This window comes from Inquilinus sp. Marseille-Q2685, from assembly GCF_916619195.1.
GTDB lineage: Bacteria > Pseudomonadota > Alphaproteobacteria > DSM-16000 > Inquilinaceae > Inquilinus.
In genome coordinates this window covers 452,508-465,729 of the sequence record NZ_CAKAKL010000001.1, presented here as the reverse complement: position 1 = coordinate 465,729, position 13,222 = coordinate 452,508, and the positions used below count along the sequence as shown (strand labels likewise).

Genomic DNA, 13,222 nt, shown 5'->3' with positions numbered 1-13,222 from the left:
GCATCTTGGCGTCCCCTCTGATGATCCTGGTCGCCGGCCCGTACCGTTCGGGCACCGGCGACGATCCCAAGCTGATCGCGGCCAATATGCGGGCCATGAACGAGGCCGCTCTGCGCCTGTTCCGGACCGGCCACCTGCCCATCACCGGCGAGGCTCTCGCCCTGCCGCTGGTCGAGGCGGCCGGATCGACCGGCCTCGGCGACCCGGTGTTCGACGAGATCTTCCACCCGATCGGCGAGCGTGTGGCGCGGCGCTGCGACGCCTGCCTGCGGATCGGCGGTCCCTCGGTCGGCGCCGAGGCGATGGTGGCGATCTTCCGGCAGGTTGGGCGGCCGGTCTATCGCAGCCTGGCCGAGGTCCCGGGATGCGCGTGATGCAGGACCGGATCCGGATCCGATCGGTCGAGACACTGTCGGACGACTGGTATGTGCTGAAGAAGACCACTTTCGACTATCAGCGCCGGGATGGCAGCTGGCAGACCCTGAGCCGCGAGACCTATGACCGCGGCAACGGCGCGGCGATCCTGCTGTACGACCCGGCGCGCGGCCGGGTGCTGCTGACCCGGCAGTTTCGCTTCCCGGCCTATGTCAACGGCCATCCGGAGCCGCTGATCGAAGCCTGCGCCGGGCTGCTCGACGACCGCGAGCCGGAGACCGCCATCCGTGAGGAGGCGGAGGAGGAGACAGGCTACCGCGTGGCGGCGCCGCGCCGGGCGTTCGAGGCCTTCATGAGCCCCGGATCGGTGACCGAGCGGCTGGTCTTCTTCGTCGCCGAATACAGCCCGGCGGATCGGGCCGCGAACGGCGGCGGGGTGGCGGCGGAGGGCGAGGACATCGAGATCCTGGAGCCGACCCTGGCCGAGGCGCTGGCCATGGTCGGGCGCGGCGAGATCATGGACGGCAAGACCATTCTCCTGCTGCAATACGCCCAGCTCCATCGACTCTTAGGCTGAGCGTGACCACCGGCGAGCCGAACTGGGACGACATCCGCATCTTCCTCGCCGTCGCCCGGACCGGCAGCCTGACCGAGGCTGCCAGGCGCCTCGGGCTGAGCCAGCCGACCATCGGCCGGCACCTGCGGTCGCTGGAGGATCTGGCCGGCGCCCGGCTGTTCGACCGGCTGCCCAACCGGCTGGAGCTGACCGCGCGCGGCCGGGCGCTGCTGCAGGCCGCTAGCGGCATGGAGGAGGGGGCGGACGCCCTGCTCCAGGAGTTCCGCCAAGGCACCGCGGCCGAGTCCGAGCCGGTGCGGGTATCCGCCACCAGCTCGGTCTCGCTGTTCCTGACCGACCATCTGCAGGAACTCCTGGCCGAGAGCGGACAGGCGATCGCGATCGGCAATTCGCGCGCCCGGGCCAATCTCGCCTGGCGCGAGGCCGACATCGCGCTGCGCATGCGCCGGGTGCCGGAGGAGGGCGATTTGGCGGCCCGCCGCATCGGCCGCATCGGCTTCGCCCTCTACGCCGCCCGCGCCTATCTCGAACCGCGCGGCCTGACGGGTGACTCCGGCCTTGCCGGACTGGACTTCATCGGCCTGCCGGAGCCGGAGCGGACGCCGTCGCAATCCGCCTGGTTCGACGCCGTGGCCACCCGGGGCACGCTGCGCTGCCGGCTGGGCGAGGTCTATCTGCGCCACCGGGCGGCGGCCGACGGGCTCGGCGTGGCGCTGCTGCCCTGCTTCCTCGGCGATGCCGACGACCGACTGCTGCGCCTCGGCGCCCCGGTGCCGGAGCTGGCGGAGGACATCTACCTGATGCTGCATGGCGACCTGCGCCGCGACGCCGCCGTCCGCGCCGTGGCCGAGGCCCTGGCCGCCCTGTTCCGCCGCCGGCGCCGCGCGCTCGAAGGCACGCGGCGCGGCTGAACGGGCCTATTCCGCCGCCTGGCGCTGCTGGCGGCTGTGGATGATCTGCCACAGCTTCTGCGGCGTCGCCGGCATGTCGACATGCTCGACCCCGAGCGGCGACAGCGCGTCGACGATGGCGTTGATGATCGCCGGCGGCGCGCCGATCGCCCCGGCCTCGCCGGCGCCCTTGATGCCCAGCGGGTTCGTGGTGCAGGGGATCTCGTTGTACTTGAAGGTGACATAGGGCAGGTCGACCGCCCGCGGCATGGCATAGTCCATGAAGGAGCCGGACAGCAGCTGGCCGCTCTCGGGGTCGAACACGGCGTGCTCCAGCAGCGCCTGGCCGAGGCCCTGGGCGATGCCGCCATGCACCTGGCCGGCCACCATCAGCGGGTTCATCACCCGGCCGAAATCATCGACCACGGTGTAGCGCAGGATCTCGAGCTCGCCCGTGTCGCCGTCGATCTCCAGCTCGACGATATGGGCGCCGTTCGGGAAAGTGGCCGAGGGCGGGGTGAAGCTGCCGCGCTCCTCGAACACGATCTCGCTGTCCGACTCGGTCTGGGCGGCGATCTCGGACAGGGTCAGGGCCCGGTCGGTGCCGACCACGGTGAAGCGGCCGTCGGCGAAGGCGATGTCGACCGCCGCCGTCTCCAGCAGGTCCGCCGCCCGCAGCTTGGCCTTTTCCTGGACCTTCAGCGATCCGTCCTGGATCGCGGAGCCGCCGACCGGCACGGAGCGCGAGCCGCCGGTGCCGTTGCCGGTGCGGACCAGGTCGGTGTCGCCCTGGACGATGGTGACCTGGTCGGGCTCGACGCCGAGATGTTCGGCGATGATCTGCTTGTAGGCGGTCTCGTGGCCCTGGCCGTTGGTCTGGGTGCCGACATAGACCGTGACCTTGCCGTCGCGGGCGACCCTGACATCGGCAGCCTCGTCCTCGCCGCCGGCGCAGGCCTCGACATAGGTCGCGATGCCGAGCCCGCGATACTTGCCCTTCGAGGCCGAGTCGCGCCGCCGCGCCTCGAAGCCAGCGACATCGGCGATCTGCGCCGCCTCCTCGAGGTTGCGGGTGAACTCGCCGCTGTCATAGGTCACGCCGGTGACCGTGGCGTAGGGCATCGCCGAGGGCGGGATGTAGTTGCGCCGCCGCAGCTCGACCGGGTCGATGCCGAGCACGCGGGAGGCGTGGTCGACGATGCGCTCGACGTTGAAGGCCGCCTCCGGCCGCCCGGCGCCGCGATAGGCGTCGACCGGCTGGGTGTTGGTGAACACGCCGCGCACCCGCTCATAGACGCCCTGCAGCATGTACAGGCCGTTCAGCATCTGCGCGCCGCCCGCCATGGTCGGGATGAAGGGCGCGAAGTTCGACAGATACGCGCCCATATTGGCGATCAGGTCGACGCGCAGCGCCAGGAAGCGGGCGTCCTTGTCGACCGCCAGCTCGACCGTGGTGACGTTGTCGCGGCCGTGATCGTCGCTGATGAAGGCCTCGGTCCGCTCCGACGTCCATTTCACCGGCCGGCCGAACTTGCGCGCGGCGTACAGCGTCGCCGGGTACTCCGGATACATGAACAGCTTCATGCCGAAGCCGCCGCCGACATCGGTGCTGCGGACCAGGAACTTCTCCGGCGGCAGCTTGAAGATGTCGTTCGCCAGCATGTCGCGCAGCATGTGCACGCCCTGGCAGGAGACGTAGAGCACGAACCGGCCCTCGGTCGCGTCCCAGTCGGCGTTGCAGCAGCGCGGCTCCATCGGCGAGGCGACGACGCGGTTGTTCACCAGATCGACCTTGATCACCCGATCGGCCTGGGCGAACAGCGACTCCACCTTGTCCTTCTCGCCGAACTCCCAGTCGAAGCACAGGTTGGTCGGCGCCGCGTCCCAGATCGCCGGGCCCTCGAGCGTGCCGACAGGATCGGTGACGGCCGGCAGCGAATCATAGTCGACCTCGATCGCCTCGGCGGCGTCCTTGGCCTGCTCGATGGTCTCGGCCACCACCAGCGCCACCGCCTCGCCGACATGGCGCACCCGGCCGCGCGCCAGGATCGGCCGCGGCGGCAGCACCTGGTCGGAGCCGTCGCTGTTCTTCACCGGGGCGTAGCATTTCAGGTCGGCGATCCCGTCGGCGTCGAGATCGGCGATGGTGACGATGCCGATCACGCCCGGCATCGCCGCGGCGGCCGTGGTGTCGATGCCGCGGATCTCGGCATGGGCGAAGGGCGAGCGCAGGAACCAGGCCTGCGCCTGGCCGGGGGCCGAGACATCGTCGGTGTAACGGCCGCCGCCCTTCAGCAGGCGGGGATCTTCGCTGCGGCGCATGGGCTGGCCGATGCCGAACTTCGTCGCCACGATGTGCTCCTCCCGGGGTCTGAATCGGTTTAGGATCGGCCGTGGGGCCGCGGGCGTCAATGCCATGTCGGACAATAGCAGCGCCGAAAGCAGGGCGGGATCGTGCACGGGCGCAGCGAGGGGCTGGTATTGGGGGCTGGTCTTCGCTACATAAGCGCCATCGCCGGCTGCCGGGCGCAGCCGGCCGTTTTCGTTTGTCGACAGGTGTCCAGTGCAGCAGGTCTTGCTCGTCATCCACGTACTGATCGCCGTGGCCCTGATCGGGGTGATCCTGATCCAGCGCAGCGAGGGCGGCGGCCTGGGCATCGGCGGCGGTGGCGGCGGCGGGCTGGTTTCGATCCGCGGCCAGGCCAACCTGCTGACCCGGGTCACCGCCGGCCTGGCGGGCGCCTTCATGGTGACCAGCATCGTCCTGGCGATCATGGCCGGCGCCCACCGCGGCGGCTCCGCCATCGTCAACGAGGTGCCGGCGGCGCCGGCGCAGACTGCGCCGGCCAACACCGCGCCGGCGGGGCCGAGTGTTCCCACGACGGAATAACCGTTCGGCATGACTGTCATGTCGGGGGGGCCCCGGTTTGGGGCCGCCCCGCTGTTTTTGGGTGAACGAATCTGGGGTAGGGTAGAATTCCATGACGCGGTACATCTTCATTACCGGCGGCGTGGTCTCCTCGCTTGGCAAGGGACTGGGCGCAGCAGCACTCGGGGCACTCCTTCAGGCGCGGGGCTTCAAGGTCCGGCTCCGGAAGCTGGACCCCTATCTCAACGTCGACCCGGGCACGATGAGCCCGACCCAGCACGGCGAGGTCTTCGTCACCGATGACGGGGCGGAGACCGACCTGGACCTGGGCCATTACGAACGCTTCACCGGCGTCTCGGCCCGCAAGAGCGACAACGTCACCACCGGCCGGATCTACTCCAACGTGATCGCGCGCGAGCGCCGCGGCGACTATCTCGGCGCCACGGTGCAGGTGATTCCGCACATCACCGACGCAATCAAGGAGTTCATCCGCTCCGACGTCACCGACGAGGACTTCATCGTCTGCGAGGTCGGCGGCACCGTCGGCGACATCGAGAGCCTGCCGTTCCTCGAGGCGATCCGCCAGTTCGGCAACGAGGTCGGGCTCGAGAACGCGCTGTTCCTGCACGTCACGCTCCTGCCCTACATTCCGGCAGCGGGCGAGCTGAAGACCAAACCGACCCAGCATTCGGTGAAGGAACTGCTGTCGGTCGGGATCCAGCCGGCGATGCTGCTGTGCCGCGCGGACCGGCCGATCCCGCCGAACGAGCGGCGCAAGATCGCTCTGTTCTGCAACATCCGGCCGGAGCGGGTGATCGCCGCCCTCGACGTCGACACCATCTACAACGTGCCGATCTCCTACCACGAGGAAGGCTTCGACGATCAGGTCCTGGCCTATTTCGGCATCGAGCAGCAGAAGACGCCGGACCTGTCGCGCTGGACAGGCATCGTCCAGCGGGTGCGCCAGCCGGAAGGCGAGGTCACGATCGGCGTGGTCGGCAAGTACACCTCGCTGATCGACAGCTACAAGAGCCTGGCCGAGGCGCTGACCCATGGCGGCATCGCCAACAACATCAGGGTCAAGCTCGACTGGATGGATTCGCAGATCTTCGAATCGGAGGATGCGGTCTCCCATCTCGAGCATGTCCACGGCATCCTGGTGCCGGGCGGCTTCGGCGAGCGCGGGGCCGAGGGCAAGATCCGCGCCGCCCAGTTCGCGCGCGAGCGCAAGGTGCCGTATTTCGGCATCTGCTTCGGCATGCAGATGGCGGTGATCGAGGCGGCGCGCCACATGGCCGGGCTGCCGGCCGCGAACTCGACCGAATTCGGCCCGACCAACGAACCGGTGGTCGGCCTGATGACCGAATGGGTGCGCGGCAACGAGCTGGAGGTCCGCCGCTCGGACAGCGACCTCGGCGGCACCATGCGCCTCGGCGCCTATCCGGCGGCGCTGGTGCCCGGCAGCCGGGTGGCCGGGATCTACGGCGCGACCGAGATCAGCGAGCGGCACCGCCACCGCTACGAGGTCAACATCAACTACCGCGAGCGGCTGGAGCAGGCCGGGCTGTTCTTCTCCGGCCTGTCGCCCGACGGCGTGCTGCCGGAGATCGTGGAGCTGCCGGACCACCCGTGGTTCATCGGCGTGCAGTTCCATCCGGAGCTGAAGTCGAAGCCATTCGACCCGCATCCGCTGTTCACCGACTTCATCCGCGCCGCGATCGAGCAGAGCCGGCTCGTCTGAGGACCAGGACCATGACCGCTGCCCGTGCCGTCACCGTCGGCAACCTGACCTTCGCCAATGACCGCCCGCTGACCATCATCGCCGGCCCGTGCCAGCTGGAAAGCCGCGAGCACGCGCTGGAGATGAGCCAGGCGCTGGTCGAGATCACCGGCAGGCTGGGCCTCGGCTTGGTCTACAAGACCTCCTTCGACAAGGCCAACCGCACCTCCGCCTCGGCCGCGCGCGGCCTGGGCATGGAGAAGAGCCTGCCGATCATGGCCGAGATCCGCGAGAAATTCGGCTGCCCGGTGCTGACCGACATCCACGACGCGGCGCAGTGCGCCCCGGTGGCCGAGGCGGTCGACATCCTGCAGATCCCGGCCTTCCTCTGCCGCCAGACCGACCTGCTGCTGGCCGCGGGCGCCACCGGCCGGGCGATCAACGTCAAGAAGGGCCAGTTCCTCGCGCCCTGGGACATGAAGAACGTCGCCGCCAAGATCGCCTCGACCGGCAACGACAAGGTGCTGCTGACCGAGCGCGGCGTCAGCTTCGGCTACAACACGCTGGTCAGCGACATGCGCTCGCTGCCGATCCTGGCGCAGACCGGCTATCCGGTGGTGTTCGACGCCACCCATTCGGTGCAGCAGCCGGGGGGGCAGGGCACCAGTTCGGGCGGCCAGCGCGAATTCGTGCCGGTGCTGGCCCGGGCCGCGGTCTCGATCGGCGTCGCCGCCGTCTTCATCGAGACCCACCAGGACCCGGACCACGCCCCGAGCGACGGTCCCAACATGGTGCCGCTGAACAAGCTCGAGGCGCTGCTGACCACCCTGGTCGCGCTCGACCGCATCGCCAAGGCCGACCCGGTCCGGATCTGAGCCCGGAGGCTGCGTCTTCGACTGACCTCTCTATTGTCATCCTCGGGCTTGACCCGAGGATCCAGGGGCTTTCAAGAGCCGCTCTCGGTGCCCCTGGATTGCCGGGTCAAGCCCGGCAATGACAATAAAAGAGGAATCACTCGGCCCAGGTTCGCAGTGACGAATCCGGGCTGTCCTCGCTACTCCGCCGCCGCGGCCATCGTGGCGTAGCGGCGTTCGGTGTCGGTGATGTAGTCGCGGGTGAGGGGGGCGGCGTCGCGCTTCCGGGCCAGCTGCATCTGGAACACCATGCAGGTGCCCAGCCGGAACTCGTTCTCGCAGCCCAGCAGGTAGAACTCCCACATCCGGCAGAAGCGCTCGTCGTAGAGCTTGGCGATGCGCTCCCGCTGCGCCTGGAACCGCTCGTTCCAGGCCGCCAGCGTGTCGGCGTAGTGCACCCGCAGGATCTCGATGTCGGTGACCCACAGGCCCTGGCGCTCGACCGCGGCCAGCACCTCCGACAGCGCCGGCACGTAGCCGCCCGGGAAGATGTATTTCCGCAGCCAGGCGCCGGTGTTGCCCGGCGGCGTCATCCGCCCGATCGAGTGCAGCAGCATGACGCCGTCCTCGGCCAGGAGGTTGCGCACCTTGGCGAAGAACTCGTCATAATAGCTGGCGCCGACATGCTCGAACATGCCGACCGAGACGATCCGGTCGAAGCGCCGGTCGAGCTTGCGGTAGTCGAGCAGTTCGAACCTCACCCGGTTGCCCAGGCCCCGCTTGGCGGCGCGCTCCTGCGCCAGCTTCTGCTGCTCGACCGACAGGGTCACGCCCGTCACCTCGACAGGCGCCAGGTCGGCCAGCGTCATCGCCATGCCGCCCCAGCCGCAGCCGATGTCGAGCACGGTCTTGGCGTCGTCGAGCAGCAGCTTGGCGGCGATGTGCCGCTTCTTGGCGATCTGCGCGTCCTCGATCGTGCGCACTCCGTCGCCGAAATAGGCGCAGGAATACTGCATGTCCTCGTCGAGGAAGAGCTCGAACAGCTCGCGCGACAGGTCGTAGTGATGGGCGACGTGCTCCTGCGCCTTGCCGATCGGGTTGTATTGCTGCAGCCGGCGCAGCCGGCGGCCGAGCGAGTTCAGGAACGCCTGCAGCGGATAGCCGTCCAGCGCCTGGAAGTTATGGCCGTACAGCGCGAACAGGTCGCGCAGCGTGGTGCCGTCCTCCAGCGTCAGCGTGCCGTCCATATACGCTTCGCCGACCACCAGCGCCGGGGCCGCGAACAGCTTCCGCGGCAGGGCCGGATCGTGCAGCCGGACCGAGACGAAGGGCCCGGGCTGCTGGCCCGCGAAGTCATGGACCACACCGCCGGCGTCCGTCACACGCAGGCGTCCCGCCTGCACGAAGCGCGACAGCATGTGGGAGAGAAGCCGCATTTCGATACCTTGAGTTGCGCACTTTTGTCGCGAGGCTACTCCCCAAATTGACGCAGTTTCAACACGGGGGCGCCACAATCGCCGGATGCGAGACCTGCCAAAGGCGCAGAGGCGAAAATCCTTGCATTTTCCGGTCCGCGGCACAGTCTGGCCGCGCCGATTCCCGCCTTACCACTCCTGCGCCAAGCGAGAGGCAGCTATGACCGCGATCGTCGACATCCATGCCCGCCAGATCCTCGACAGCCGGGGCAACCCGACCGTCGAGGTCGATGTCACCCTCGAATCCGGCGCCTTCGGCCGCGCCGCGGTGCCGTCCGGCGCCTCGACCGGCGCCCATGAGGCGGTCGAACTGCGCGACGGCGACAAGTCGGTCTATGGCGGCAAGGGCGTGACCAAGGCGGTCGATGCCGTGAACGGCGAGCTGTTCGACGCGCTGACGGGGCTCGACGCCGAGGACCAGATCGCGCTCGACCGCACCATGATCGAGCTCGACGGCACCCCGAACAAGGGCCGGCTCGGCGCCAACGCCATCCTCGGCGTCAGCCTGGCCGTGGCCCGCGCCGCGGCCGAGGATGCCGGCCTGCCGCTGTACCGCTATGTCGGCGGCGCCTATGCCAGCACGCTGCCGGTGCCGCTGATGAACATCATCAATGGCGGCGCCCATGCCGACAACCCGATCGACATCCAGGAATTCATGATCCTGCCGGTCGGCGCGCCGACCCTGGCCGAGGCGGTGCGCACCGGGTCGGAGGTGTTCCACGCCCTGCGCAAGAAGCTGAAGGACGCCGGCCACGGCACCAATGTCGGCGACGAGGGCGGCTTCGCCCCGAACCTGGCCTCGGCCGACGAGGCGCTGAGCTTCATCATGCAGGCGATCGAGGCCGCGGGCTACAAGCCGGGCGACGACGTGGTGCTGGGGCTCGATGCCGCCTCGACCGAGTTCTACAAGGACGGCCGCTACCATCTGGAAGGGGAGGGCAAGACCCTCGATAGCGCCGGCCTCGTCGCCTACTATGAAGAGTTGGTGAAGCGCTACCCGATCGTGTCGATCGAGGACGGCATGGCCGAAGACGACTGGGAGGGCTGGGCCGCGATCACCAGCACCCTCGGCCAGCGCGTCCAGCTGGTCGGCGACGACCTGTTCGTCACCAATCCGGAGCGCCTGTCCCAGGGCATCGCCCGCGGCATCGGCAACTCGATCCTGGTCAAGGTCAACCAGATCGGCACCCTGACCGAGACGCTGCAGGCGGTGGAGATGGCGCACAAGGCGGGGTACACCGCGGTGATGTCGCACCGTTCGGGCGAGACCGAGGACGCGACCATCGCCGACCTTGCCGTCGCCACCAATTGCGGGCAGATCAAGACCGGCTCGCTCAGCCGTTCCGACCGGCTGGCCAAGTACAACCAGCTGATCCGGATCGAGGAGCAGCTGGGCCGCGCCGCCAGCTATGCCGGGCGGTCGGTGCTGCGCCAGCGTTAGTACCTCGATTGACGCCGACCCCGACCTATGGTGACCTAGGGCCATGAGCATGTTTCGCTATCTCCGGCGGAAACTGCGTCCCGTCATCGGGCCGGTGGTCGGCGCCTGCCTGATCGCCTACTTCACCTATCATGCGATCCAGGGCGACCACGGCATCTTCGCCCGCGACGCCCTGCAGGGCGAGGTCGCCCAGGCCAGGTCCACGCTGGACGCGCTGACGGCGCAACGCATGGAGATGGAGAAGCGCGCCGCGCTGATCGACCCGAAGCAGGTCGATCTCGACATGCTGGACGAGCGGGCCCGGGCGATGCTGAACGTCGCCCGGCCGGACGACGTCGTCATCTTCTACCCCAAGGCCGCGCCGGCCGAGGCCCCAGCCCAGTAGATCCCGCGCGGCAGCCCTGCGCCGGCGCGGGACATTTCATGACCTGCGCCTTGCAAATTCCGGCCGTGCGGGGTAGCACTGGGCCAGGCGAAAGTCCTATGCGCGCCTACTAATCCGATGCCATCCGTCTGAGGGAGGATCCATTGGCCGCCACGAAACGTCGTCCTGCCCAGGAGAAGACGTCGGGAGCCGTGGCTCCCGCCGCCGCCGGCAAGGACGAGCTGCTGCGCTATTACCGCGACATGCTGCTGATCCGCCGCTTCGAGGAGAAGGCGGGCCAGCTGTACGGCATGGGGCTGATCGGCGGCTTCTGCCACCTCTATATCGGCCAGGAGGCCGTGGTGGTCGGCATGCAGGCGGCCCAGATCCCGGCCGACGACGTGATCACCGGCTATCGCGACCACGGCCACATGCTGGCCTGCGGCATGGATCCGCGCGGCGTGATGGCGGAGCTGACCGGACGCCGCGGCGGCTACTCCAAGGGCAAGGGCGGCTCGATGCACATGTTCAGCCGCGAGAAGAAGTTCTTCGGCGGCCACGGCATCGTCGGCGCCCAGGTCTCGCTCGGCACCGGCCTCGGCTTCGCCCATCGCTACAAGGAGGACGGCGGCGCCTCGGTCACCTATTTCGGCGACGGCGCCTCCAACCAGGGCCAGGTCTATGAGAGCTTCAACATGGCGGCTCTCTGGAAGCTGCCGGTCGTCTATGTGATCGAGAACAACAAGTACGGCATGGGCACCTCGGTGCAGCGCGCCTCGGCCAATGCCGACCTGCATCTGCGCGGCCAGGCCTACGGCATTCCGGGCTTCCAGGTCGACGGCATGGACGTGCTGGCGGTCAAGGCGGCCGCTGAGGAGGCGCTGGAGCGCGCCCGTTCGGGCGGCGGCCCGACCATCCTCGAGATGATGACCTACCGCTATCGCGGCCACTCCATGTCCGATCCGGCCAAGTACCGGAGCAAGGAGGAGGTGGCGAAGATGCGCGAGACGCACGACCCGATCGATCTGGTGCGCAAGAAGATCGACGCGATCGGCGGCGTCAGCGAGGACGACTTCAAGGCGATCGACAAGGAGATCCGGGGCATCGTCAACGATGCGGCGGAATTCGCGCAGCAGAGCCCGGAGCCCGATCCGTCGGAGCTCTACACCGACGTCCTGATCGAAGCCTGAGCCATCACGACCCGGCGGGCGCCGCGACGGGCGCCGCCGGCTGCCGGAGAATTCCCCAATGCCCACCGAAATCCTGATGCCGGCGCTGTCGCCGACCATGACCGAGGGCACGCTCGCGAAGTGGCTGAAGCGCGAGGGTGACGCGGTGAAGTCGGGCGACGTGATCGCCGAGATCGAGACCGACAAGGCGACCATGGAGGTCGAGGCGGTCGACGAAGGCACCATCGGCAAGATCCTGGTGCCGGAAGGCACCGAGGCCGTGGCCGTGAACACCCCGATCGCCATCCTGCTGGGTGACGGCGAGAGCGCGGGCGACATCGGCCACGCCAACGGCAAGGCCGCCCCGGTGGCGGAGACGCCGCGCGAGGCGCCGGCTGCCCCCGAAGCGCCGAAGGTCGAGGCCCGGGCGCCCGCCGCCCCGGCCGCGCCGCCGGCGACCAAGGCGCCGCCCGCGACCGACGAGGACAAGTTCTTCACCAAGACCAAGCGCATCACCGTGCGCGAGGCGCTGCGCGACGCCATGGCCGAGGAGATGCGGCGCGACCCGACCGTCTTCCTGATGGGCGAGGAGGTCGCCGAGTACCAGGGCGCCTACAAGGTCAGCCAGGGCCTGTTGGAGGAGTTCGGGGCCAAGCGCGTGATCGATACCCCGATCACCGAGCACGGCTTCGCCGGCCTCGGCGTCGGCGCCGCCTATGCGGGCCTGCGGCCGATCGTCGAGTTCATGACCTTCAACTTCGCCATGCAGGCGATCGACCAGATCATCAACTCGGCCGCCAAGACCCTGTACATGTCCGGCGGCCAGATGGGCAGCCCGATCGTGTTCCGCGGCCCGAACGGTGCCGCCGCCCGCGTCGGCGCCCAGCACAGCCAGGACTACGCCAGCTGGTACGCGCATTGCCCGGGCATGAAGGTGGTGGCGCCGTGGTCGGCGGCCGACGCCAAGGGCCTGCTGAAGGCGGCGATCCGGGACCCGAACCCGGTGATCTTCCTCGAGAACGAGATCCTCTACGGCCAGAGCTTCGACGTGCCGGAGGATCCCGAGTTCATCGTCCCGATCGGTCGCGCCAAGATCGTGCGCCCGGGCAAGGACGTCACCATCACCGCCTATTCGATCATGGTCGGCAAGGCGCTGGAGGCGGCCGAGACCCTGGCCGCCGAGGGCATCGACGCCGAGGTCATCGACCTCCGCACCATCCGGCCGCTGGACGTCGAGACCATCGTCGCCTCGGTCAAGAAGACCAACCGCCTGGTCTCGGCCGAGGAAAGCTGGCCCTTCGCCGGCATCGGCGCCGAGTTGGCGGCGCTGATGATGGAGCATGCCTTCGACTATCTCGACGCCCCGGTCGGGCGCGTCTGCGCGGTCGACGTGCCGCTGCCCTATGCCGCGAACCTGGAGCACCTCGCGCTGCCCCAGGCCTCGCACATCGTCGAGGCGGCCAAGGCCGCCTGCTACCGCTAGGCCCG

General features: G+C 68.9%; 12 protein-coding genes. 10 read left to right on the top strand and 2 right to left on the bottom strand.

From position 1 onward, the window contains the following. The first annotated feature begins 5 nt into the window (after window positions 1–5). From LG391_RS02160 to LG391_RS02150, 3 genes are read left to right on the top strand one after another with little or no spacing between them, the layout of a single operon-like run. A complete protein-coding gene (locus tag LG391_RS02160) occupies window positions 6–374 on the top strand; it encodes a hypothetical protein (protein ID WP_225765668.1) in 369 nt (122 codons plus the stop codon). Further along, complete coding sequence (locus tag LG391_RS02155; protein WP_225765649.1) at window positions 374–952, top strand: NUDIX domain-containing protein; 579 nt, start codon at window positions 374–376, stop codon at window positions 950–952. The genes LG391_RS02160 and LG391_RS02155 overlap by 1 nt, the downstream gene beginning before the upstream one ends. Before the next feature lie 2 nt (window positions 953–954). Next, the gene (locus tag LG391_RS02150) at window positions 955–1,863 is read left to right on the top strand and encodes a LysR family transcriptional regulator (RefSeq protein ID WP_225765647.1); all 909 of its coding nucleotides are present in this window, start codon (window positions 955–957) and stop codon (window positions 1,861–1,863) included. A 6-nt stretch (window positions 1,864–1,869) separates the two neighbouring features. On the opposite strand, the gene LG391_RS02145 is transcribed toward LG391_RS02150, so the two are convergent. Further along, complete coding sequence (locus LG391_RS02145) at window positions 1,870–4,194, bottom strand: xanthine dehydrogenase family protein molybdopterin-binding subunit (protein ID WP_308013024.1); 2,325 nt, start codon at window positions 4,192–4,194, stop codon at window positions 1,870–1,872. Between the two features lie 211 nt (window positions 4,195–4,405). On the opposite strand from LG391_RS02145, the gene secG reads away from it, so the two are divergent. The 3 genes from secG (at window position 4,406) to kdsA (ending at window position 7,306) form a co-directional block, all read left to right on the top strand. Further along, the gene (gene secG / locus LG391_RS02140; RefSeq protein WP_225765645.1) at window positions 4,406–4,732 is read left to right on the top strand and encodes a preprotein translocase subunit SecG; all 327 of its coding nucleotides are present in this window, start codon (window positions 4,406–4,408) and stop codon (window positions 4,730–4,732) included. Window positions 4,733–4,823: 91 nt separating this feature from the next. Then, window positions 4,824–6,452 (top strand): CTP synthase, encoded by a 1,629-nt coding sequence (locus LG391_RS02135; protein ID WP_225765643.1) that lies wholly within the window; start codon window positions 4,824–4,826, stop codon window positions 6,450–6,452. An 11-nt stretch (window positions 6,453–6,463) separates the two neighbouring features. After that, window positions 6,464–7,306 carry a 3-deoxy-8-phosphooctulonate synthase gene (gene kdsA / locus LG391_RS02130; protein ID WP_225765641.1) on the top strand — a complete coding sequence of 281 codons (843 nt, stop codon included), beginning with the start codon at window positions 6,464–6,466 and terminating at the stop codon, window positions 7,304–7,306. A 179-nt stretch (window positions 7,307–7,485) separates the two neighbouring features. On the opposite strand, the gene LG391_RS02125 is transcribed toward kdsA, so the two are convergent. Then, window positions 7,486–8,721 carry a cyclopropane-fatty-acyl-phospholipid synthase family protein gene (locus tag LG391_RS02125; protein WP_225765629.1) on the bottom strand — a complete coding sequence of 412 codons (1,236 nt, stop codon included), beginning with the start codon at window positions 8,719–8,721 and terminating at the stop codon, window positions 7,486–7,488. 199 nt (window positions 8,722–8,920) lie between these two features. On the opposite strand from LG391_RS02125, the gene eno reads away from it, so the two are divergent. From eno to LG391_RS02105, 4 genes are all read left to right on the top strand, one after another. Beyond that, window positions 8,921–10,201 carry a phosphopyruvate hydratase gene (eno, locus tag LG391_RS02120; RefSeq protein ID WP_225765627.1) on the top strand — a complete coding sequence of 427 codons (1,281 nt, stop codon included), beginning with the start codon at window positions 8,921–8,923 and terminating at the stop codon, window positions 10,199–10,201. A gap of 43 nt (window positions 10,202–10,244) precedes the next feature. Further along, a complete protein-coding gene (locus LG391_RS02115) occupies window positions 10,245–10,586 on the top strand; it encodes a septum formation initiator family protein (RefSeq protein WP_225765625.1) in 342 nt (113 codons plus the stop codon). 191 nt (window positions 10,587–10,777) lie between these two features. Continuing rightward, window positions 10,778–11,755 carry a pyruvate dehydrogenase (acetyl-transferring) E1 component subunit alpha gene (pdhA, locus tag LG391_RS02110; RefSeq protein ID WP_255646356.1) on the top strand — a complete coding sequence of 326 codons (978 nt, stop codon included), beginning with the start codon at window positions 10,778–10,780 and terminating at the stop codon, window positions 11,753–11,755. 58 nt (window positions 11,756–11,813) lie between these two features. Continuing rightward, window positions 11,814–13,217: a pyruvate dehydrogenase complex E1 component subunit beta gene (locus LG391_RS02105; protein ID WP_225765621.1), complete on the top strand. Its 1,404-nt coding sequence runs from the start codon at window positions 11,814–11,816 to the stop codon at window positions 13,215–13,217. Window positions 13,218–13,222 lie beyond the last annotated feature (5 nt).

Excerpts from the sequence above, each read along its gene's own strand:
- LG391_RS02135 (WP_225765643.1), top strand. The coding sequence starts at position 4,824 with ATGACGCGGTACATCTTCATTACCGGCGGCGTGGTCTCCTCGCTTGGC.
- LG391_RS02115 (WP_225765625.1), top strand. The coding sequence starts at position 10,245 with ATGAGCATGTTTCGCTATCTCCGGCGGAAACTGCGTCCCGTCATCGGG.
- eno (WP_225765627.1), top strand. The coding sequence starts at position 8,921 with ATGACCGCGATCGTCGACATCCATGCCCGCCAGATCCTCGACAGCCGG.
- LG391_RS02125 (WP_225765629.1), bottom strand. The coding sequence starts at position 8,721 with ATGCGGCTTCTCTCCCACATGCTGTCGCGCTTCGTGCAGGCGGGACGC.
- kdsA (WP_225765641.1), top strand. The coding sequence starts at position 6,464 with ATGACCGCTGCCCGTGCCGTCACCGTCGGCAACCTGACCTTCGCCAAT.
- LG391_RS02105 (WP_225765621.1), top strand. The coding sequence starts at position 11,814 with ATGCCCACCGAAATCCTGATGCCGGCGCTGTCGCCGACCATGACCGAG.
- LG391_RS02155 (WP_225765649.1), top strand. The coding sequence starts at position 374 with ATGCAGGACCGGATCCGGATCCGATCGGTCGAGACACTGTCGGACGAC.